Here is a 19,213-nt window from a genome sequence, read left to right on the forward strand (position 1 = left end):
CTCCCCCGGGCCCCGATCTCCTCCGTTAGCCGCCTTTCGGGGAGATTCACGCCCTGATCTCCTCCGTTGCCAACACGGCCTCGATCGTGGAGACGACCGCGTCCGCGTCGGAAAGTATGTCCCTGGCGGGGAATCGGAGCCGTCGCGACCCGAGGAGCGCGAGCGCGGTGTCGCGCGTCCGGTCGCGCTCGAACGCCTCCCTGCTGCTGTGGAACGCGAACCCGTCGATCTCGACGTACAGCACGCCGTCGACGCGCGCGTCCACTCGTCCGACGCCCGAGACGGCGACCTGCTGTTCGACGACGTGCCCGCGGGCGGTCAGTCGCTGGCGGAGGATGGACTCCACCCCCGAGTCCGAGCCGGGGCGCGCGCACGCCGCCACCGCGCGGGCCGCTGCGGAGCTCCGCGCGAACACGCCCCGCAACCCGATCATGGTCACCAGGCGCGCCGCGAGCGCGGTGTCGAGGACGGCGACGGCGGTCTCCTCGTCCGCGCAGTCGACCACCGAGCGGAGGCAGTCCGCCAGGGACACCCGCCACAGCTCGCCGCCGTCGTGCGCCTCCCAGTGACGTACCGCGTCGTCGGCGGTTCGTCCGGCGTGCGGATGCACGCGCAGGTGGAGCCGCCCGTCCTGCCCTCCCCACAGTCCGTAGCTCCGCGCCGCGGACACGCACGACAACCTCCCGCCCGCCGCCAGGGCCGCGCGCCCCTCGGCGGGCAGCCCCGGAAGCGCGTAGACACCGCGCCGCGGCCGGACCAGACGCCCGTCCTCCACCGCCGCGGCCAGCACACGATCACCGACTCCGGCCTTCCGCAGCTCCAGCCGCGTCACCGCCCCGCCCCGCTCACGGAGCACTCTCTGCCAACTCATGCCCCCACTCTGCTGATCCGCGGGGCCCGGAATGCGGGCCTGCCGAAATCTGTGGAGAACTGCTCGCGGGGTGGCGGTTGTGAGGGGAGGACATCCACCTCGACACGCCCGGGAACGGCAGTCAACGGAGGAGATCGGGCCGCGATGGGGGTGGATGTCCTCCGTTAACCGCGTGGGGTGGGGGCGGGAGTGGACGGGAGGGGGCGGGGACGGGGCGGGGTCAGGGTTCGGACATCACTTGGCGGAGGTAGGTGAGGAAGACCTGTTCTACTCCGTCGGTGCTGGGCGCGCCGCGGCGGAAGTGGGCCCAGTGGTCGTAGACGGCCATCGACTCGGCGGCGATGCCCGGGAAGTCGGGGTCGTAGCCTCCGGCGTAGGTCGCCGATTGCAGCAGCTCGTCGCTCGGGATGTACCCGGGGATCTCGTTCGTGTACGCCAGGAACCAGACCCCGGCCGAGCCGCCGTTCTCCTGGCGGATGTCGACGGCGAACCCGGAGACGACCTCCCCGCCGCAGAACAGCAGGACGAGCGGCTCGTCCCCGCCGATGGTCCAGCGCTGCACCGGCAGCGGCACCGTCTGCTCCAGGTCCGCGAGCGGAGTCGTGTCGATGAGCTGGGTCATCCGCTGGGCGTGCCGGCGCTCGTAGCCGACGACGGCCGCGTTCGCGGCCCGGGCAGCGTAGTCCGCACGGACGGACGCGACATTGGCGAGGGTCAGCGTCACGTCGAGCGGGAGCGACACCTCGCCGTAGCTGGAGGTCATCGGCCCGGTCAGCACCCGCCCCGGGTGGGCGATCGCGTTCACCACGGTGTCGCCGAGGTCGCCCCCGAACGTGTCCACGTCCCCGAAGCCCGTCGTCGAGGTCGGATTCTGGTCGCCCGCCGGCCCCGTCATGAACTGGGCGACGCACCCCGGCCACGCGGCCTGGATCGCGTCGATCGCCGGGCCGGGATAGTCCGCGTCGAAGAGGGTCTGGATGCCGCCGGCGACCGGGTGCGCGCCGTACCCGAACAGCACGGCGCGCGGCGTGCCGTCGTTCCCGCGCGCTACGAGGCACGGCACGTCGCGTTCGGCGTACGGGAGCCCCTCCCGGTTGAACGAGAAGTCCTCGTCGAGCACGAAGTAGTCGAGCGTGCACGGCGTGCTCGGCGCGGCCTTGGTCTGCGCGACGAGCGTCGTGATGGTCGCCACCAGCCACGTCGTGTAGGTGTCCACCGAGGTGAGGTTCTGGAGGTCGTAGGCGATGAACGGGTCCAGGCCCTCGGTGAGCACCGGCCCGTTGTGCGTGTGGGTGGCGGTCAGCACGAAGTCCTCCGCCGGGATGCCGAGCCCCGTGACCGCCGCCCGGATCTGCTGGTGGGTGTCCCTCCGGAAGCCGAGGACGTCGACGGTCACCAGCACGTGCGGCACAGCACCGTCGTAGAGGATGGTGCAGCGCGCGTACAGCGGCCGGTTGGTGCCGGTGGCGAGGCGCGGCGAGTCCACGCCGTAGCCGGCCATCGGATAGCCGGCGCCCGGCGTGATGTCGATCGTGCCTGTCGAGACGGAAAACATGGAGCGCCCCCTCTGCTCCCGCCGTCCGGCCCGATCCGGTCGGCGAACGTGTCACAGCGTAGAACCGGCGTGGAGGCGTCGGCAACGCTTGCATTCCGACCCGGCGAGCGAGGGTCAGCCGGTGGCCTCGGTGGGGTCGCCCTTCAGGTCGATGCTGATCTCGTCGGCGTCGAGGTTGCTGAGGGCGCCGGCGAGCACGTCGGCGCTGAACGCCCCGTCGTCGCGGGCGTCGAGCAGCGCGTCGCGCTGGGCCCGGATGCGCTTCAGCCGCGCGGCCTTGTGCTGGTTGAACGCCTCGGGCGTCCGCTCCGTCGTCTCCGGCATCGGCACCGCCTGCCCCGCCTCGTGCAGCAGCTCCAGCAGCCGCCTGCGCTCCTCCTTCTCCGCCTGAGGGTCGGAGGCCGTCGGCTTCACCACGCGCAGGGCCAGCCCGAGCGTCCCGCCCTGGAGCAGCAGCGACCCGGCAGCCACGAGGAACGCGATCAGCACCAGCACCGACCGGCCCGGCGTGTCCGACGGGAGGCTCTGCGCGGCGGCGACGGTGACGGCTCCGCGCATGCCGGCCCACACCACGATCGTGCCCTCGCGCCAGCCGAGCGGCGTCCCCGTGAAGTAGTCGATGTCCGCCAGCACCCGCCGCAGCCGCGTGCCGAACCGGGCGATGTTCTCGACGGTCCAGGCCCGCTGCCGCTGCCGCTGCCGCCGGATCAGCCGGCCGCGCCAGCCCGCCGGCGTCGCCCCGATCCGGTCGCGCGTGACGCCAGCGGCCTCCTGGACCCCCGCCACCTTCGCCACCTCCGCGTGCGCGGCGTCGGGATCGGCGGCCAGCACGTCCGCGTGCGCGTCCGGGTCCTCCGCCGGGTCGACGCCCTCCGGCAGGGCGGGCATCGCGTCGGGCGGAGGCGGCCCCTGCTCCAGCAGCCGCCGCGCGGCCTCCGGGTCCTCCAGCCGCTCCTGCAGCTTGGTCAGCGCCGGCCGCATCCGCTCGCGCCTGCGTCCGCGGCGGGCGAGGAGGGCCAGCAAGGGCGCCACGAACGCGGCCCGCACGAGGATCGTGAGCAGCAGCGCGGCCGCCGCGATGCCGACCGCCGGCAGCACGCCGGAGTGGTCCGTCTGCACCTTCTGGACGATGCCGAACAGCTCCAGGCCCATCGTCAGGAAGATCATGCCCTCCAGCACGAGCTCGACCGTCCGCCAGTTCTGGGTGTCCGACAGCCGGTGCTCCGGCGACAGCACCCGCGGCGCGCGGCTGCCGGTGATCAACCCGGCGACCACCGCGGCGACCAGCCCCGACGCTCCCAGTGCCTCGGCCGGGATGGAGGCCAGGAACGGCACCGTGAACGACAGCACGGTGTTGACCGTCGCGTCCTTCACCCGCGCCCGCACGATCAGGTTCAGCCGCCCGACGACCCAGCCGAACACGACGGCGACGACCACCGAGTAGAGGAACGACAGGGTCACCGCGCCCAAGGTGAACGAGGCCACCGCGGCCGCCGCGACCGCCGCCCGCAGCAGCACCAGCGCCGTCGCGTCGTTGAGCAGGCTCTCGCCCTCCAGGATCGCGACGACGCGCGGCGAGACCCCCGCGCGCTTGACGATCCCGGTCGCCACCGCGTCGGTCGGGCTCACGATCGCGCCGAGCGCCACGCCCCACGCCAGCCCCAGCCCGGGGATGACCCAGGCGAAGAAGATCCCCAGCAGGACGGAGCTCACGATCACGAGCACCACCGAGAGCCCGCCGATCGCGCCGAACTCCCGCCGGAAGTTCATCGACGGCATCGACACCGACGCCGAGTAGAGCAGCGGCGGCAGCACGCCCGCGATGATCCACTCGGGCTGGACCTCCAGCACCGGCACGAACGGCAGGAAGGAGACCAGGATCCCGAAGACCACGAGGATGAGCGGCGACGCCACCCCGAAGCGCTGCCCGTAGACGGTGGCGGCCGCGATGGTCAGCACGGCGAGGACGCCGACGACCAGGACCTCCTCCATCCCGTGGCCTCCTATCTAGAGCACGATGTGCATCGCCCGCGCGGCGTCCGAGATCGAGCCGGAGAGCGACGGGTACACCGTGAACGCCCTCGCCACCTGGTCCACCGTCAGCCGGTGCTCCACCGCCAGCGCGAGCGGGAAGATCAGCTCGGAGGCCCGCGGCGCGACGATCACGCCGCCGATCACAGTACCCGAACCGGTCCGCGCGAACAGCTTCACGAAGCCGTCGCGGATGCCGAGCATCTTGGCGCGCGGGTTGGACTTCAGCGGGAGCTTGTAGATGTCGCCCTGCGCGATGCCCTCCTCGATCTGCTTCTGGTTCCAGCCGACGGTCGCGATCTCCGGCTGGGTGAAGATGTTCGAGGTGACGTTGCGCAGCTCTATCGGGTTCACCGCGTCGCCCATCGCGTGGAAGACGGCGGTGCGCCCCTGCATGGAGGCGACGGAGGCCAGCGGCAGCAGGTCGGAGCAGTCGCCGGCCGCGTAGATGTTCGGGATGGACGTGCGCGCGACCCGGTTGACCCGGATGTGGCCGGACGGCGTGAGCTGGACGCCCGCCTCCTCCAGGCCGATGCCCGCGGTGTTCGGGATGGAGCCGACGGCCATCAGACAGTGGCTGCCCTCCACGGTGCGCCCGTCGGTCAGCGTCGCGACGACGCCGTTCTCGGTGCGGACCACCGACTCGGCGCGCGACTTGGACAGCACCTGCATGCCGTTGCGCCGGAAGACGTTCTCGATGACGCTCGCGGCGTCGGCATCCTCACCCGGGAGGACCTGGTCGCGCGACGAGATCAGGGTGACCTTCGAGCCGAGCGCGGTGTACGCGGACGCGAACTCCGCGCCCGTGACGCCGGATCCGACCACGATCAGGTGCTCCGGCACGGTGGCGAGGTCGTAGAGCTGGGTCCAGGTGAGGATGCGCTCCCCGTCCGGCTCGGCGGAGGACAGGATGCGCGGGCTCGCGCCGACAGCGATCACGAAGGTGTCGGCCTCCACTCGGTCGAAGTCGGTGCCGGACCCGCCCGTCCCGGTCGAGACGATGATCGCGCCGTCCCCGTCGAGGCGGCCCTCGCCGGTGATGATGCGCACGCCCGCGCGGACGAGCTCGGCGCGCATGTCCTCCGACTGCTGGCGGGCGAGGCCCATCAGGCGCTTGTTGACGGCGGCGAGGTTGACGGCGATCTCGGGACGGACCGGCTTGCCGGTCTCGCCGCGCGAGAAGAACTGGACGCCGAGGTCGGTCGCCTCGGCGATGGAGTTGGTGGCCTCCGCGGTGGCGATGAGGCTCTTGGAGGGCACCACGTCGGTGATGACGGCCGAGCCGCCGACACCGGAGCGCTCCACGAGCGTGACGTCCGCGCCGAGCTGCGCGCCGGCGAGCGCCGCCTCGTACCCGCCGGGTCCTCCGCCGAGGACGGCGATGCGCTGCTTGCGCTCGAATTCATAGGCCATGCTGCTTATTCTTCCGTATCCCGGTACACGGATGCGCAGGCCGGCCGACGCTGTACCGCGCGGTGCCGCTCAGTAGAGTTGCCTCATGCTCGAAACCACCCAGAATCCGCTCGACGACCCCGCAGCCGACCCGTTCGAGGTCGCCAGGCAGGCGGCCCGGCAGCTCGCCGAGAAGACCGGCGTCGAGAAGCACGACATCGCCCTCACCCTCGGCAGCGGCTGGGGCAAGGCCGCCGACCTGATCGGCGAGACCGTCGCCGTCATCCCGGCCCACGAGATCCTCGGCTTCAGCAAGCCGGCGCTGGAGGGCCACGCCGGCACCCTGCGCTCGCTCCGCCTCGCGAACGGCAAGCACGCGCTCGTCATCGGCGCGCGCACCCACTACTACGAAGGCCACGGCGTCCGCCGGGTCGTGCACAGCGTCCGCACCGCCGCGGCCGCCGGCGCGACCACGATGGTCCTCACCAACGGCGCGGGCGGCATCAAGGAGCACTGGAAGCCGGGCACGCCCGTCCTGATCAGCGACCACATCAACCTGACGGCGGACTCCCCGCTGGAGGGCGCGACCTTCATCGACCTCACCGACCTCTACTCGACGCGGCTGCGCGAGCTCGCGAAGACCATCGACCCGAGCCTGGACGAGGGCGTGTACACGCAGTTCCGCGGACCGCACTACGAGACCCCGGCTGAGGTGCAGATGGCCAAGGCGATCGGCGGCCACATCGTCGGCATGTCGACCGCCCTGGAGGCCATCGCCGCCCGCCAGGCCGGCATGGAGATCCTCGGCATGTCGCTCGTCACCAACCTCGCCGCGGGCATCCAGAAGACCCCGCTCAGCCACCAGGAGGTCATCGACGCCGGCCGGGAGGCCGAGCCGGTGATCAGCGCCCTGCTCGCCCGGATCGTGGAGGCGCTGTGACCCCACAGGACACGCCTCGGCTCCTCGAGGACGCACGCGCCTGGCTCGCGCAGGACCCGGACCCGGAGACCCGCGCCGAGCTGGACGCACTGATCGTGGCCGCCGAGGCGGGCTCCGCGGAGGCGGTCGACGACCTCCACGCGCGCTTCGACACCCGCCTGGAGTTCGGCACCGCCGGCCTGCGCGGCCGGATCGAGGCCGGCCCCAACCGGATGAACCGCGTGCTGGTCTCGCAGGCCGCCGCCGGGTTCGCCCGCTGGCTGCTGGAGCACGCCGAGGGCGGCCAGCCCTCCGTCGTCATCGGCTACGACGGCCGGAAGAACTCCGACGTCTTCGCGCGCGACACCGCCGAGCTGATGGCCGGCGCCGGTGTGCGCGCGGTGCTGCTCCCCCGGCTGCTGCCGACCCCGGTGCTGGCGTTCGCCGTGCGGCACCTCGACGTCAGTGCGGGCGTCATGGTCACGGCGAGCCACAATCCGCCCCAGGACAACGGCTACAAGGTGTACCTGGGCGGCGAGAACCACGGGTCGCAGATCGTCTCGCCGACCGACGCGGAGATCGAGGCGCACATCCTGGAGGTCGCGCGCGGCGACATCGGCGATCTCCCGCGATCCGAGCAGTTCGAGATCGCGTCGGGCGACGTGGAGGCCGCCTACATCGAGGCCACCGCCGCCGTCGCGACCACGACCTCCCCGCGCGACGCCGTCACCTTCGCGTACACCGCGATGCACGGCGTCGGCTGGCGCACCGCGGAGGCGGTGTTCGAGCGCGTCGGCTTCTCCGCCCCCGTCGTGGTGGCGGAGCAGCGCGACCCCGACCCTGCGTTCCCGACCGTGTCGTTCCCGAACCCCGAGGAGCCGGGAGCGATGGACCTGTCGTACGCGACCGGCCGCGCCGCGGGCGTGGACCTGATCATCGCGAACGACCCCGACGCGGACCGGCTGGCCGTGGCCATCCCCGACGACTCGGCCGACGGCTTCCGCCGCCTCAGCGGCAACGAGGTCGGCGCCCTGCTCGGCTGGCGCGCCGCGGACCTCGCCGAGCGCACGTCGACCGCCGGGGCGGCTTTCGGCGCGCTCGCCTGCTCGATCGTCTCGTCGCCGGCCCTGGCCGCCGTCGCCGCCGCCTACCACCTCGATTTCGCCGACACGCTCACCGGGTTCAAGTGGGTCTCCCGCGCCCCCGGCCTGATCTACGGCTTCGAGGAGGCTCTCGGCTACCTCGTCAACCCGCAGACCATCCGCGACAAGGACGGCATCTCGGCCGCGACCGCGTTCCTCGACCTCGCGAACGAGCTCGCGGCCTCCGGCCGCACGATCGCGGACCACCTGGACGCGTTCGCGGAGCGCTTCGGCTACTTCGCCAGCGACCAGATCTCGATCCGGGTCACCGACCTGTCCCGCATCGGCGAGATCATGGCCGCGCTGCGCTCGACCCCGCCGAGCCGCCTCGGCGAGGTGGCCGTCGACCACATCGACGACCTCCGCGACGGCTTCGGCGCGCTCCCCCCGAGCGACGTGCTGCGCATCGTCCTCGCGGACGGCTCGCGCGTCATGGTCCGCCCGAGCGGCACCGAGCCCAAGCTGAAGATCTACATCGACGCGTCCAGCGACGAGGGAGACGTGCCCACGCGCCGCGCCACCGCGACCGCGCGCGTGGCAGCCCTCGCCGACGCGATGCGCGCGCTCACGCAGTAGGGTCGGGGCGCGCCACCGCGGGGCGTGCCCCTGCGCGCGCGCCGTGACCGAGCAGGAACGCGGCCAGCGCCACCAGCGTCACGGCCGCGCCCGCGAACGGCACGGCCTCCGCTCCGCCTGCTCCGAGGGCGAGCGTGCCGATCGGGGGTGCGATCGCGATGCCGATGTACATGGCCGTCGAGTACCACGAGAGCACGAGCGCCGACGAGCCGGGATCCAGGTGGACGAGGCGGTGCTGGACCGGGATGGCCATGGCGAACGCGGCGACGCCCCAGAGCGCGAAGACGGCGAGCGAGGCGACGAACGACGCCTCCACGAACGGGAGCACGACGAGCGCGGCCACCTGGCCGAGGAGCGCGACGGCCGCGACGCCGCGGCTGCCGAAGCGATCGGTCAGCGGGCCGGCCACGACGTTGCCGATGACGCCGGCGGCGCCGTAGGCGAGCAGCAGTGCCGCCAGCAGCGGCCCGGCGCCTCCCGTGGACGCGCGGGTCACGGCGGCGGAGAAGATGTAGACGATGTTGAACCCCGCGATCATGAAGACGGTCGTCGCGAGCAGCGCCAGCACGCGGAGATCGGCGAGGGCGGCCAGTCTGCGGCGCAGCGTGGCCTGCGGCGCGAGCGGGACCGCGCGCACGAGCAGGGGGATCAGCGCGGCCAGTACGGCGCCGAGGGCGACGACCGACCACAGCGCGAAGCGCCATCCCGCGACACCGCCGAGCGCGGTCCCGAGCGGTGAGCCGACCGCCGTGGCGAGCGTGAAGCCCGCGCCCACGAGCGCGAGGGCACGGCCGCGCTTCTCCGGCGGTGCGAGCGCAGCGGCGGCGGCGGTCGCGGTCGGCACCAGTGCGGCGCCGCCGATCCCCGAGAAGGTCCGGCCCGCGATGAACCAGCCGAGGTCGGGGGCCAGAGCGGCGACCGCGGTCCCGACGGCGAAGACCGCCAGGCCCGTCGCCATCAGCAGGGACCGCGGCACACGCGGGAGCAGGATCGAGATGGCCGGCGCGGCGACCGCGACGACGAGCGAGTAGGAGGTGATCGACACGCTGACAGCCGTGGGCGAGGTCCCGAGCGACGCGGCGATCTGCGGCAGCAGGCCGGCGATGACGAAGGCGTTCGTGCCGACGACGAAGAGACCGAGCGCGAGGACCACGAGCGCCGGTGTGGTCCTGCGGTACGATTGTTCGATGATCGTCATACGGTTAGGGTACGGCGATTGTTCGATGACTGTCAAACAATTGGGTGCGCCATGACCGAATACCCCTCCCCGCCGATGGACGAGGTCCAGCTCGTGGACGTGCTCCGGGCCGTCGCAGACCCGGTGCGGCTGCAGATCGTGCGGGTGCTCGCCGACGGCGAGCCGCACCCCAAGGGGGTCACCGAGTGGGGCTTCGACGTTCAGAAGTCGACGATGGCGCACCACTTCAAGACGCTGCGCGAGGCCGGGCTCACGAACACGATCGTGAACGGCCGCACCCACGACATCCAACTCCGGCGCGCGGAGCTCGACCAGCGCTTCCCCGGACTGATCGCGGCCCTGCTCAGCGATTCGGCCGGCTGACCCCGGACGGAGCCGCCCGGCCGCTCAGCCCAGCGCCTCGTCCAGCTTCTGCTCCAGCTCATCCAGGTCGAAGTAGTTCTGCACCACGATGACGTCCGCGTTGGTCGGCCCGAGCCGGTCGACCAGCTCGGGCGACGTGAGGATGATCTGCGCGTCGCTCGACGCGGAGGCCACGCTCGCGACGTCCGCGGCGGTCACGTCCGCATCCAGGCCGAGGCGGTCGAGCACGCGCTCGGCGTTCACCTTCAGGATGCCGGAGGTGCCGATCCCGGCGCCGCAGATCGCGACGATCTTCACAGAGCCTTCTCCGTCATCGTGCCGCTTCCTCTTCGCTGAGCGTGAGGATGCGCTGCACCTCTGCGACGTCGCCCGCGGCGGCCAGCGCCGGGATCGCGTCGGGGTCGTTGAAGACGTTCGCCAGCTCGGCGACGCTGGACACGTGCGCCTCCGGCGACGTCACGGCGAGGCCGATCACGACGGACACCGGGTCGTTGTGCGGGTGGCCGAACACCACGGGGTCATCGAGCGTGACGACCGACAGCCCGTCGCGGTTCACGTCCGGCCCCGGTCGCGCGTGCGCGAGGGCGAGGCCGGGCGCGATCACGATGTAGGCGCCGAACTCCTCGATCACCTGGATCATCCGCGCGCCGTAGGACTCCTCCGTCGCGCCGGAACGCGCCAGCGCCTCCCCCGCGAGCTCGACCGCGTCGCGCCAGTCGGACGCGTGGGCTCCGACGGTCACAGCGGTGGCGGGCAACGGTGGCAGCGGCATGGGTCCAGCGTACGCGTTAGCGGGTCACGAACCCTCGAAACCTGCTGTGATGATCTCGGCCAGTTCCTCACGCTGCTCGACCGGGAGGAAGGCCCCGGCCGCGGCGTTGAGCTGGAAGATCTCCAGGTCGGTGAGGTCGTACGAGAACGCGTCGGCGAGGATGCTGAGCTCGCGCGTCAGCGTCGTGCCGCTCATCAGCCGGTTGTCGGTGTTGACCGTGACGCGGAAGCCCAGCTGGTACAGCAGGTCGAACGGGTGGTCGAGGATGTCGTCGCCCCACGCCGCGATCGCGCCGGTCTGCAGGTTGGAGGTCGGGCTGGTCTCCAGCGCGATCTCGCGGTCCTTCACCCACTGCGACAGCGTGCCGAGGGTCACGTAGGTGTTCTCGTCGTCCTGGCGCTCGATCGTGATGTCCTCCGCCAGGCGCACGCCGTGGCCGAGGCGCAGGGCGCGCCCGTCGAGGAGGGCGCTGCGGATGCTGTCGAGCCCGTCGGCCTCCCCCGCGTGCACGGTGGAGGGGAAGAACTGCGACGCGAGGTAGTCGAATGCCGCCTTGTGGTTCGAGGGCGGGAATCCCGCCTCGGGCCCGGCGATGTCGAAGCCGACGGCGCCGCGGTCGCGGTGGCGCACGGCCAGCTCGGCGATCTCCAGGCTGCGGTCGGTGTGGCGCATGGCGCTGACGAGCTGGCCCACGCGGATGCGGCCGCCGGCGGCACGCACATCCTCGATGCCCTGCTCCAGGCCCTCCTGCACGGCCTCCACGGTCTCGTCCAGCGTGAGGCCGCGGGTGAGGTGCTGCTCGGGCGCCCAGCGGATCTCGCCGTAAACCACGCCGTCGGCGCCGAGGTCCTGCACGAACTCGCGGGCGACGCGGCTGAGGCACTCGCGGGTCTGCATGACGGCGGTCGTGAGGTCGAAGGTCTTGAGGTACTCGACCAGCGAGCCGGAGTTGGACTTCTCGGCGAACCAGGCGCCGAGCGCCACCGGGTCGTCTGCCGGGAGCTGGAGGCCGATGCCGTCCGCGAGCTCCAGCACCGTCGAGGGCCGGAGGCCGCCGTCCAGGTGGTCGTGCAGGGACACCTTGGGCAGCGCCCCGATGTCGGTCCCGTCGGCGAGCGTGTAGCTGCTGTTCTCGTTCAAGCTCATGGGTCTCAATCTATCTAGGCGATGCGCTCGGCGACGAGGGGGGTGCGGGTGAAGGGGGTGCCGAGGGGCGCGAGGCGGTAGGCGCCCTCCAGCGCTTCCAGCGCGCGCTCGAAGCGGGCGGGCTCGTCGGCCGACAGCGTGAACAGCGGCTGACCGGCGCGCACCTCGTCGCCCGGCTTGGCGTGCAGGTCGACGCCGGCGGCGTGCTGCACCGGGTCCTGCTTGCGGGCGCGGCCCGCGCCGAGCCGCCAGGCGGCGATGCCGAACGGGAGCGCCTGCTGCTCCACGAGCACCCCGTCCGACTCCGCGACCACGGTGTGCGTCTCACGGGCGACGGGCAGCGCCGCGTCCGGGTCGCCGCCCTGCGCGCGCACGGTCTCCCGCCACTTGTCCATCGCGCGGCCGTCCTTCAGCGCGGCCTCCACGTCGGCGTCCGGCTGCCCGGCGAGCGTCAGCATCTCGCGGGCGAGCGCCACGGTGAGCTCGACGATGTCGGCGGGTCCGCCGCCGGCGAGCACCTCGACCGACTCGCGCACCTCGTTGGCGTTGCCGATGGCGAGGCCGAGCGGCACGTTCATGTCGGTGAGGAGGGCGGAGGTCGCGACGCCCGCGTCCTTGCCGAGCTCCACCATCGTGCGGGCGAGCTCGCGGGACTTGTCGATGTCCTTGAGGAAGGCGCCCGAGCCGAACTTGACGTCGAGCACCAGGGCGCCGGTGCCCTCCGCGATCTTCTTCGACATGATCGAGGACGCGATCAGCGGGATGGTCTCCACCGTCCCCGTGATGTCGCGCAGCGCGTACAGCTTGCCGTCGGCGGGCGCGAGCCCGGAGCCGGCCGCGCAGATCACGCCGCCCGGGCCGCGGAGCTGCGCGATCATCTCCTCGTTGCTGAGGTTCGCGCGCCAGCCCGGGATGCTCTCCAGCTTGTCGAGCGTGCCCCCGGTGTGGCCGAGGCCGCGCCCGGAGAGCTGCGGCACCGCGACGCCGAACGACGCCACGAGGGGCATCAGCGGCAGGGTGATCTTGTCGCCGACGCCGCCCGTGGAGTGCTTGTCGGCGGTCGGCTTGCCGAGGCCGGAGAAGTCCATCCGCTCGCCCGACGCGATCATGGCGAGGGTGAGGTCCCGGATCTCACGGCGGGTCATCCCGTTCAGGAAGATCGCCATCGTCATCGCCGACATCTGCTCGTCGCCGACGTAGCCGCGCGTGTACGCGTCCACCAGCCAGTCGATCTCCGCCGTGGTCAGCTCGCCACGGTCGCGCTTGGTCCTGATCAGGTCGACGGCGTCGAACGCCTCGACCGCTCCTGCGGTGCTCACGAAGATGTAACCCTCTTGCTCGGTGGTCGTTCGGTCAGTCGGCGTCGCGCTCGGCGGCGCCGTGCTCCTCCGCGTACGCGGCGAGCTGGCGCGGCCCGAACGCGTCGGGCAGCACCTCGTCGATGGTCCGGATGCCGGAGACCGTCTCCAGCAGCATCCCCTCGGCCGAGTGCTCGTAGAGGAGCTGGCGGCAGCGGCCGCACGGCATCAGGGTGTCGCCGTCGCCGTTCACGCAGGTGAACGCGACGAGCCGCCCTCCCCCGGTCATCGCGAGCGACGACACCAGGCCGCATTCGGCGCACAGGGTGATGCCGTAGCTGGCGTTCTCGACGTTGCAGCCGCTGACGATCCGGCCGTCGTCGACCAGCGCCGCGGCGCCGACCGGGAACTGCGAGTACGGCACGTAGGCGTGCGTCATCGCCTCGTTCGCGGCGGCGCGCAGCGCCGGCCAGTCGATCGCGTCGGTCATGACTTGATGTACGGCTTGCCGTCCGCGGCCGGGGCGCGGGACACCCCGACGAGGCCGGCGACCGCGAAGATCGTGACCACGTACGGCAGCATCAGCATGAACTCGCTCGGAACCGGCGAGCCGATGATGCCGAGCACGTTCTGGAGGTTGGTGGCGAAGCCGAACAGCAGCGCGGCCAGGGTCGCGCGGATCGGGTCCCAGCGTCCGAAGATGACGGCCGCGAGGGCGATGAAGCCCTGGCCCGCGGTCATCTCCTTGGAGAACGCGCCCACCGAGCCGAGCGTGAAGTACGCGCCGCCGAGGCCGGCGACCGCGCCGGCGAGGGAGACGTTCCAGAACCGGGTGCCGTTGACGTTGATGCCGACGGTGTCCGCGGCCTCCGGGTGCTCACCGACCGAGCGCAGGCGCAGGCCCCAGCGGGTCTTGAACAGCCCGAACCAGACCAGGAAGATCGCGACGTACATGAGGTACTCGATGATCGTCTGATCGAACAGCACCTTGCCGATGACCGGGATGTCGCTGAGGATCGGGATGGGCCAGTCCGGCAGGCGCGGCGGGTGGTTGAGCATCTGCGGGTCGCCCGCGAGCACCGCCGAGTAGAGGAAGCTCGTGAGGCCGGTGACCAGCACGTTCAGCACGACGCCGACGATCACCTGGTCCACCAGGTACTTGATCGAGAACGCGGCGAGCACGAAGGAGACGAGCACTCCGGCGACCATCGCGGCGAACAGGCCGACCAGCCAGCTCCCGGTGATCGTCGCCGTCATCGCCGAGACGAACGCGCCGGCGAGAAGCTGGCCCTCGATGGCCACGTTGACGACGCCGCCGCGCTCGGAGATGACGCCGCCGAGGGCGCCGAACACGAGCGGGACCGACAGGCTGATCGTGCCCAGCAGCAGGCCGGTGACCGGCACCGGGAGCTGGCCGGACCCCGCCCAGGCGAGGAACGCGAACATGAACAGCAGCGCGTAGACGATGACCAGCCAGATCGGCGTCTTGCGCACCTTCCAGGACAGCCAGGCGCTGTACGCGGTGATCAGGACGAGCAGGATCGTGACGACAGTCGTCGTCGTGAAGGTGTCGACCGTGAGGTTCGGCAGCTTGATGGCGTCGGACGCCTCCGAGAACCGGAAGGTGCTCTGGCCGTGCCGGGCGAAGCCGAAGAACAGCACGATGCTGATCACCACGAAGACGGCGAGGGCGATCGGCGCCTTCCAGGACCGGACCTCGGCCTTCTCCAGGACGATGGGCGAGGAGTCGGGAATGACGGGGGCTGCGGTGGTCACTTGGCCGCCACCTCCTTCGTGACGATGGGACGCTGTCTCCGGGGCGCGCTCCCCGGCGTCGGGAGGCGGAAGATCGCGCGCACCAGCGGCGGCGCGGCGACGAAGAGCACGATGAGGGACTGCATGATGAGCACGATGTCGATCGGGATGCCCCCGGCCTGGATCGTGTAGCCGCCGGCCTTCAGCGCACCGAACAGCAGACCGGCGACGAAGACGCCCCACGGCCGGGACCGGCCGAGCAGCGCGACGGTGATCGCGTCGAAGCCGATGCCCGCGTCCACACCCGAGCTGATGCCGGCCGGGAAGACACCGAGCGCCTGGCTCGCGCCCGCGACGCCGACGAGGGCGCCGGCGAGCAGCATCGCGTAGACGTAGATGTTCTTGACGTTGATGCCGGCGACGCGTGCGGCGTTCGGGTTCTCGCCGACCGCGCGGAAGCGGAAGCCGAGGCTGGAGCGGTTGATCAGCCACCAAACGAACACCGTGGCGGCGATGACGAGCACGAACGCCCAGGTCAGGTTGTACTGCACGCCGAGCAGCGGCGGGAGCACCGCGTTGCCGTGGATCGGCGGCGCCTTCGGGTTGTTCGACCCGGGGGCCTGCAGCAGGCCCTTGGTCCGCAGCATGTAGGAGATCAGGTAGAACGCGATGTAGTTGAGCATGATCGTCACGATCACCTCGTGCGCGCCCGTCCTCGCCTTCAGGAGGCCGACGATGCCGGCCCAGACCGCGGCGCCGGCGATGCCCGCGAGCACCGCCACGACGAGGTGGATGACCGGGGGCAGGTCGAACGAGAAGCCGACCCAGGCGGCGGCCGCCGCGCCGATCAGGAGCTGTCCCTGACCACCGATGTTGAACAGGCCGACCCGGAACGCCAGCGCGACGCCGAGGCCGGCGACGATCAGCGGGGTCGCGAAGGTCAGCGTCTCGGTCAGCGGGCGGATGCCCGCGGCGAAGGTCGGCCGGCCGAAGTTGTAGATGGAGCCCTGGAACATCGAGGTGTACGCATTGGAGACGGACGTCCAGATCGCGGACAGGGTGTCGCCGGGCCGGGCGAAGAAGTAGGCGGAGGCCTTCTGCACTCCCGGGTCGGTGAGCGCGATCAGGATGCCTCCGACGATGAGCGCCAGCACGACGGCCAGGACCGAGATGATCACCGGGCCGCCCATGATGTCGCGGACCGCCCTGCTCCAGCGGTCGTCGTGCTCCGGCTTCGCCGCGGGCTGACCCGGCTGCACCGGCTGTCCCGGCTGCGCGGGCTCGGGCGTCGCCACCGGCTGGCTGGGCGTCGGGGTCCCGGTCATGCTGCTGCTCCTGCCTGCTCCGGCGACTCGCCGGCCATCATCAGGCCGAGGACGTCACGCGACGTGTCCCCCGGCACGATTCCTACGATGCCTCCGCGGTACATCACCGCGATGCGGTCGGCGAGCGCCGCCACCTCGTCGAGCTCGGTGGAGACCACGATCACGGGCACGCCCGCGTCGCGGGTGGCGACGATGCGCTTGTGCACGAACTCGATGGATCCGACATCGAGGCCGCGGGTCGGCTGCGCGGCGACGAACAGCCGCAGCTCGCGGCTCAGCTCGCGGGCGAGCACGACCTTCTGCGCGTTGCCGCCGGAGAGCCGGCCGACCTTCTGTTCGATCGACTGCGTGCGCACGTCGAACTCGGACACCTTCTCCTCGGCGAACTGCTTGAGGTAGGAGAACTGGATGCTGCCGCCTTTGACGAACGGCGCCCCGGTCGAGCGGTCGAGCATCAGGTTCTCCTGGATGCTGAACTCGCCGACCAGCCCGTCCTCGTTGCGGTCCTCCGGCACGAAGCCGACGCCGGCGTCGAGCACCTTGCGCGGGCTGTGGCCCTGGATCTCCGTTCCGTCGAGCAGGATCCGGCCCTCGACGCGCGGCTGGAGGCCGAGGATCGCCTCGGTCAGCTCGGTCTGGCCGTTGCCCTGCACACCGGCGATCGCGAGGATCTCCCCCGCGCGGACCTCGAAGCTGACCTTGTTGACGACGAGCTGGCCGATCGGGTCGATGACCGAGAGGTCCGTGACGACGAGCGCGGGCTCCCCGGGGGTGGCCGCCTCCTTCTCGACCGTCAGCGACACGGCGCGGCCGACCATCATGGAGGCCATCTCGGCGTTCGTCGCGGTGGGCTCGGTCTCGCCGACCACCTTGCCGAGGCGGATGACCGTGATGCGGTCCGCGACCTCGCGCACTTCGCGCAGCTTGTGGGTGATGAAGACGATCGCGGTGCCCTGCTCCTTGAGCTGGCGCATGATCGCCATCAGCTCGTCGGTCTCCTGCGGGGTCAGCACCGCGGTGGGCTCGTCGAAGACCAGCACCTTGGCGTTCTGCGACAGCGCCTTGATGATCTCGACGCGCTGCTGGACGCCGACCGGGAGGTCCTCCACGAGGGCGTCGGGGTCGACGTGGAAGCCGAACCTGGCGGAGATCTCGCGCACCTTCGCGCGGGCCGCGTTCAGGTCGAGGCGGCCGCCGAGCTTGGTCTGCTCATGGCCGAGCATGACGTTCTCCGCGACCGTGAAGACGGGGATGAGCATGAAGTGCTGGTGGACCATGCCGATGCCGGCCTTCATGGCGTCGCCCGGGCCCGCGAAGTGCTGGACGACGTCGTCGAGCAGGATCTCGCCCTCGTCGGCCTGGTAGAGGCCGTAGAGCACGTTCATCAGGGTGGACTTGCCTGCGCCGTTCTCGCCGAGCAGACAGTGGATCTCGCCGGGTTCGACGGTCAGGTCGATGTGGTCGTTCGCGACCAGGGCACCGAACCGTTTGGTGATGCCGCGAAGTTCGAGCTTCATTCGGGTGGGTTCCTTCTCTACTCGCCCGGGGGGAGCACAGAGCTTGGTGAGGGGGATGGCACGCGAAGACCGCTGGTGGCCGCGCTGCGCATCCTCACACTACCTTTCTGCGCATATGTCAGTGTGTGCTCAAACGAGCGTCCGGGACAAGGTGCGGCCGGGCGTGCGGTGGACGTGCGACGGGGAGGCCAGCGTGCGCTGACCTCCCCGTCGAGTGTTCGTCCGCGCCGGTTACTGCTTCGGCGACGACGGCGAGGTGACCTTGATCGAGCCGTCGATGATGCCGGCCTTGATCTTGTCGATCTCGCCCTGCAGGCCCGAGTTCACCTTCGACGCGAAGTCGTGGAACGGAGCGAGGCCGACGCCGTCGTTCTTCAGCGTGCCGACGTACGGCGTGCTGTCGAACTTGCCCTTCGCGGCCTGGGTGACCACGTCGTTGGTGGCCGGCTTCATGCCCTTCATCACCGAGGTGAGGAGCAGGTCCTTCACGGTGGGGTCGGACATGTAGACGTCCGCGTCGACGCCGATCATCGCGATCGGCTTGCCCGAGTCGCGGATGGCCTGCGCGGCCGACTGGTAGATCGGTCCGCCGACGGGCATGATGACGTCCGCGTTCTGGTCGATGACGCCCTGAGCGGTGTTCTTCGCGGTCTCGTTGGCGTCGAAGCCACCGGTGAAGGAGCCGTTCTGCTTGTCGACGTCCCAGCCGACGACCTTGACGTTCTTGCCCTTCTGCTGGTTGTAGTACTTCACGCCGTCCGCGTAGCCGTCCATGAAGATGGTGACGGTCGGGATCTGCATGCCGCCGAAGGTGCCGACGATGCCGGTCTTCGAGTAGCTCGCCGCGGCGTAGCCGGCCAGGAAGGCGGCCTGCGCGGTGTCGAAGATGATCGGCTTGACGTTCTTCGCGGTGATCGAGCTGTCGTCGATGATCGCGAAGGAGACGTCCGGGTTCGCCGCAGCGGCCTTCTTGGTGGCGTCGGCGAGCAGGAAGCCGACCGTCACGATGAGGTTGCAGTTGGCGTCGACCATGCTCTGGATGTTCGGAGCGAAGTCGTTCTCGCTCTTCGACTCGGCCTTGTTGTACTTGACACCAAGGGTGCCCGCGGCCTGCTGGAGGCCCTCGTAGCCGAGCTGGTTGAACGAGTGGTCGTCGAATCCGCCCGAGTCGGAGACCATGCAGGGCAGGAATTTGCTGTTCGCCGCACCGGTCGTCGAGGTCGACGACGGGGCAGCCGAGCACGCGGCGAGCAGCGCGACGACGCCGGTCACCGCAAGGCCGACGAGGCCGGCCTTACGAGCTGTGATTGTCAAGGTTGTCCTCCAAGATGCAGGCCGCCTCGGGTGCCGGAC

17 protein-coding genes are annotated in these 19,213 nt (G+C 71.1%); 3 read left to right on the forward strand and 14 right to left on the reverse strand.

Annotated elements, in window-relative coordinates; translation table 11 throughout:
- Positions 1 to 46: 46 nt before the first annotated feature.
- From ABCS02_RS16625 to ABCS02_RS16640, 4 genes are all read right to left on the reverse strand, one after another.
- Positions 47 to 871, reverse strand: a complete 825-nt coding sequence (locus ABCS02_RS16625) for a type IV toxin-antitoxin system AbiEi family antitoxin domain-containing protein (RefSeq protein WP_345836777.1) — start codon at positions 869 to 871, stop codon at positions 47 to 49.
- 220 nt (positions 872 to 1,091) lie between these two features.
- A complete protein-coding gene (locus ABCS02_RS16630) occupies positions 1,092 to 2,426 on the reverse strand; it encodes a hypothetical protein (RefSeq protein WP_345836778.1) in 1,335 nt (444 codons plus the stop codon).
- A gap of 114 nt (positions 2,427 to 2,540) precedes the next feature.
- On the reverse strand, positions 2,541 to 4,418 hold the full coding sequence (locus tag ABCS02_RS16635) for a cation:proton antiporter (RefSeq protein WP_345836779.1): 1,878 nt from the start codon (positions 4,416 to 4,418) through the stop codon (positions 2,541 to 2,543).
- A 15-nt stretch (positions 4,419 to 4,433) separates the two neighbouring features.
- Complete coding sequence (locus ABCS02_RS16640; protein ID WP_345836780.1) at positions 4,434 to 5,870, reverse strand: NAD(P)H-quinone dehydrogenase; 1,437 nt, start codon at positions 5,868 to 5,870, stop codon at positions 4,434 to 4,436.
- Positions 5,871 to 5,955: 85 nt separating this feature from the next.
- Between ABCS02_RS16640 and ABCS02_RS16645 the strand changes: the two genes are divergently transcribed.
- Positions 5,956 to 6,789, forward strand: a complete 834-nt coding sequence (locus ABCS02_RS16645) for a purine-nucleoside phosphorylase (RefSeq protein ID WP_345836781.1) — start codon at positions 5,956 to 5,958, stop codon at positions 6,787 to 6,789.
- The gene (locus ABCS02_RS16650; protein ID WP_345836782.1) at positions 6,786 to 8,486 is read left to right on the forward strand and encodes a phospho-sugar mutase; all 1,701 of its coding nucleotides are present in this window, start codon (positions 6,786 to 6,788) and stop codon (positions 8,484 to 8,486) included. Before ABCS02_RS16645 ends, ABCS02_RS16650 begins: the two co-directional genes overlap by 4 nt.
- On the opposite strand, the gene ABCS02_RS16655 is transcribed toward ABCS02_RS16650, so the two are convergent.
- Complete coding sequence (locus ABCS02_RS16655; RefSeq protein WP_345836783.1) at positions 8,476 to 9,684, reverse strand: MFS transporter; 1,209 nt, start codon at positions 9,682 to 9,684, stop codon at positions 8,476 to 8,478. The genes ABCS02_RS16650 and ABCS02_RS16655 overlap by 11 nt on opposite strands.
- A gap of 51 nt (positions 9,685 to 9,735) precedes the next feature.
- On the opposite strand from ABCS02_RS16655, the gene ABCS02_RS16660 reads away from it, so the two are divergent.
- Positions 9,736 to 10,047 (forward strand): helix-turn-helix transcriptional regulator, encoded by a 312-nt coding sequence (locus ABCS02_RS16660; RefSeq protein WP_345836784.1) that lies wholly within the window; start codon positions 9,736 to 9,738, stop codon positions 10,045 to 10,047.
- A 24-nt stretch (positions 10,048 to 10,071) separates the two neighbouring features.
- On the opposite strand, the gene ABCS02_RS16665 is transcribed toward ABCS02_RS16660, so the two are convergent.
- The 9 genes from ABCS02_RS16665 to ABCS02_RS16705 all read right to left on the reverse strand — a co-directional run bounded on the left by ABCS02_RS16665 (position 10,072) and on the right by ABCS02_RS16705 (position 19,174).
- Positions 10,072 to 10,344, reverse strand: coding sequence for a PTS sugar transporter subunit IIB (locus ABCS02_RS16665; protein WP_345836785.1), 273 nt, complete (start codon positions 10,342 to 10,344; stop codon positions 10,072 to 10,074).
- Positions 10,345 to 10,357: 13 nt separating this feature from the next.
- On the reverse strand, positions 10,358 to 10,819 hold the full coding sequence (locus ABCS02_RS16670) for a PTS sugar transporter subunit IIA (RefSeq protein ID WP_345836786.1): 462 nt from the start codon (positions 10,817 to 10,819) through the stop codon (positions 10,358 to 10,360).
- Positions 10,820 to 10,843: 24 nt separating this feature from the next.
- Complete coding sequence (locus tag ABCS02_RS16675; protein WP_345836787.1) at positions 10,844 to 11,965, reverse strand: adenosine deaminase; 1,122 nt, start codon at positions 11,963 to 11,965, stop codon at positions 10,844 to 10,846.
- A 14-nt stretch (positions 11,966 to 11,979) separates the two neighbouring features.
- Complete coding sequence (locus ABCS02_RS16680; protein ID WP_345836788.1) at positions 11,980 to 13,284, reverse strand: thymidine phosphorylase; 1,305 nt, start codon at positions 13,282 to 13,284, stop codon at positions 11,980 to 11,982.
- Between the two features lie 34 nt (positions 13,285 to 13,318).
- Positions 13,319 to 13,753 (reverse strand): cytidine deaminase, encoded by a 435-nt coding sequence (locus ABCS02_RS16685; protein WP_345836789.1) that lies wholly within the window; start codon positions 13,751 to 13,753, stop codon positions 13,319 to 13,321.
- Positions 13,750 to 15,039 carry an ABC transporter permease gene (locus ABCS02_RS16690; RefSeq protein ID WP_345836790.1) on the reverse strand — a complete coding sequence of 430 codons (1,290 nt, stop codon included), beginning with the start codon at positions 15,037 to 15,039 and terminating at the stop codon, positions 13,750 to 13,752. Before ABCS02_RS16690 ends, ABCS02_RS16685 begins: the two co-directional genes overlap by 4 nt.
- Positions 15,036 to 16,343, reverse strand: coding sequence for an ABC transporter permease (locus tag ABCS02_RS16695; RefSeq protein ID WP_345836791.1), 1,308 nt, complete (start codon positions 16,341 to 16,343; stop codon positions 15,036 to 15,038). Before ABCS02_RS16695 ends, ABCS02_RS16690 begins: the two co-directional genes overlap by 4 nt.
- Entirely contained in the window at positions 16,340 to 17,860 is a 1,521-nt protein-coding gene (locus ABCS02_RS16700) for an ABC transporter ATP-binding protein (RefSeq protein ID WP_345836792.1), read from the reverse strand. The genes ABCS02_RS16695 and ABCS02_RS16700 overlap by 4 nt, the downstream gene beginning before the upstream one ends.
- Positions 17,861 to 18,091: 231 nt before the next feature.
- Positions 18,092 to 19,174, reverse strand: a complete 1,083-nt coding sequence (locus ABCS02_RS16705) for a BMP family ABC transporter substrate-binding protein (RefSeq protein ID WP_345836793.1) — start codon at positions 19,172 to 19,174, stop codon at positions 18,092 to 18,094.
- Positions 19,175 to 19,213 lie beyond the last annotated feature (39 nt).

Source organism: Microbacterium sp. X-17 (assembly GCF_039615055.1).

Excerpts from the sequence above, each read along its gene's own strand:
- ABCS02_RS16625 (WP_345836777.1), bottom strand. The coding sequence starts at position 871 with ATGAGTTGGCAGAGAGTGCTCCGTGAGCGGGGCGGGGCGGTGACGCGG.
- ABCS02_RS16630 (WP_345836778.1), bottom strand. The coding sequence starts at position 2,426 with ATGTTTTCCGTCTCGACAGGCACGATCGACATCACGCCGGGCGCCGGC.
- ABCS02_RS16635 (WP_345836779.1), bottom strand. The coding sequence starts at position 4,418 with ATGGAGGAGGTCCTGGTCGTCGGCGTCCTCGCCGTGCTGACCATCGCG.
- ABCS02_RS16640 (WP_345836780.1), bottom strand. The coding sequence starts at position 5,870 with ATGGCCTATGAATTCGAGCGCAAGCAGCGCATCGCCGTCCTCGGCGGA.
- ABCS02_RS16645 (WP_345836781.1), top strand. The coding sequence starts at position 5,956 with ATGCTCGAAACCACCCAGAATCCGCTCGACGACCCCGCAGCCGACCCG.
- ABCS02_RS16655 (WP_345836783.1), bottom strand. The coding sequence starts at position 9,684 with ATGACGATCATCGAACAATCGTACCGCAGGACCACACCGGCGCTCGTG.
- ABCS02_RS16660 (WP_345836784.1), top strand. The coding sequence starts at position 9,736 with ATGACCGAATACCCCTCCCCGCCGATGGACGAGGTCCAGCTCGTGGAC.
- ABCS02_RS16670 (WP_345836786.1), bottom strand. The coding sequence starts at position 10,819 with ATGCCGCTGCCACCGTTGCCCGCCACCGCTGTGACCGTCGGAGCCCAC.
- ABCS02_RS16675 (WP_345836787.1), bottom strand. The coding sequence starts at position 11,965 with ATGAGCTTGAACGAGAACAGCAGCTACACGCTCGCCGACGGGACCGAC.
- ABCS02_RS16685 (WP_345836789.1), bottom strand. The coding sequence starts at position 13,753 with ATGACCGACGCGATCGACTGGCCGGCGCTGCGCGCCGCCGCGAACGAG.
- ABCS02_RS16695 (WP_345836791.1), bottom strand. The coding sequence starts at position 16,343 with ATGACCGGGACCCCGACGCCCAGCCAGCCGGTGGCGACGCCCGAGCCC.
- ABCS02_RS16700 (WP_345836792.1), bottom strand. The coding sequence starts at position 17,860 with ATGAAGCTCGAACTTCGCGGCATCACCAAACGGTTCGGTGCCCTGGTC.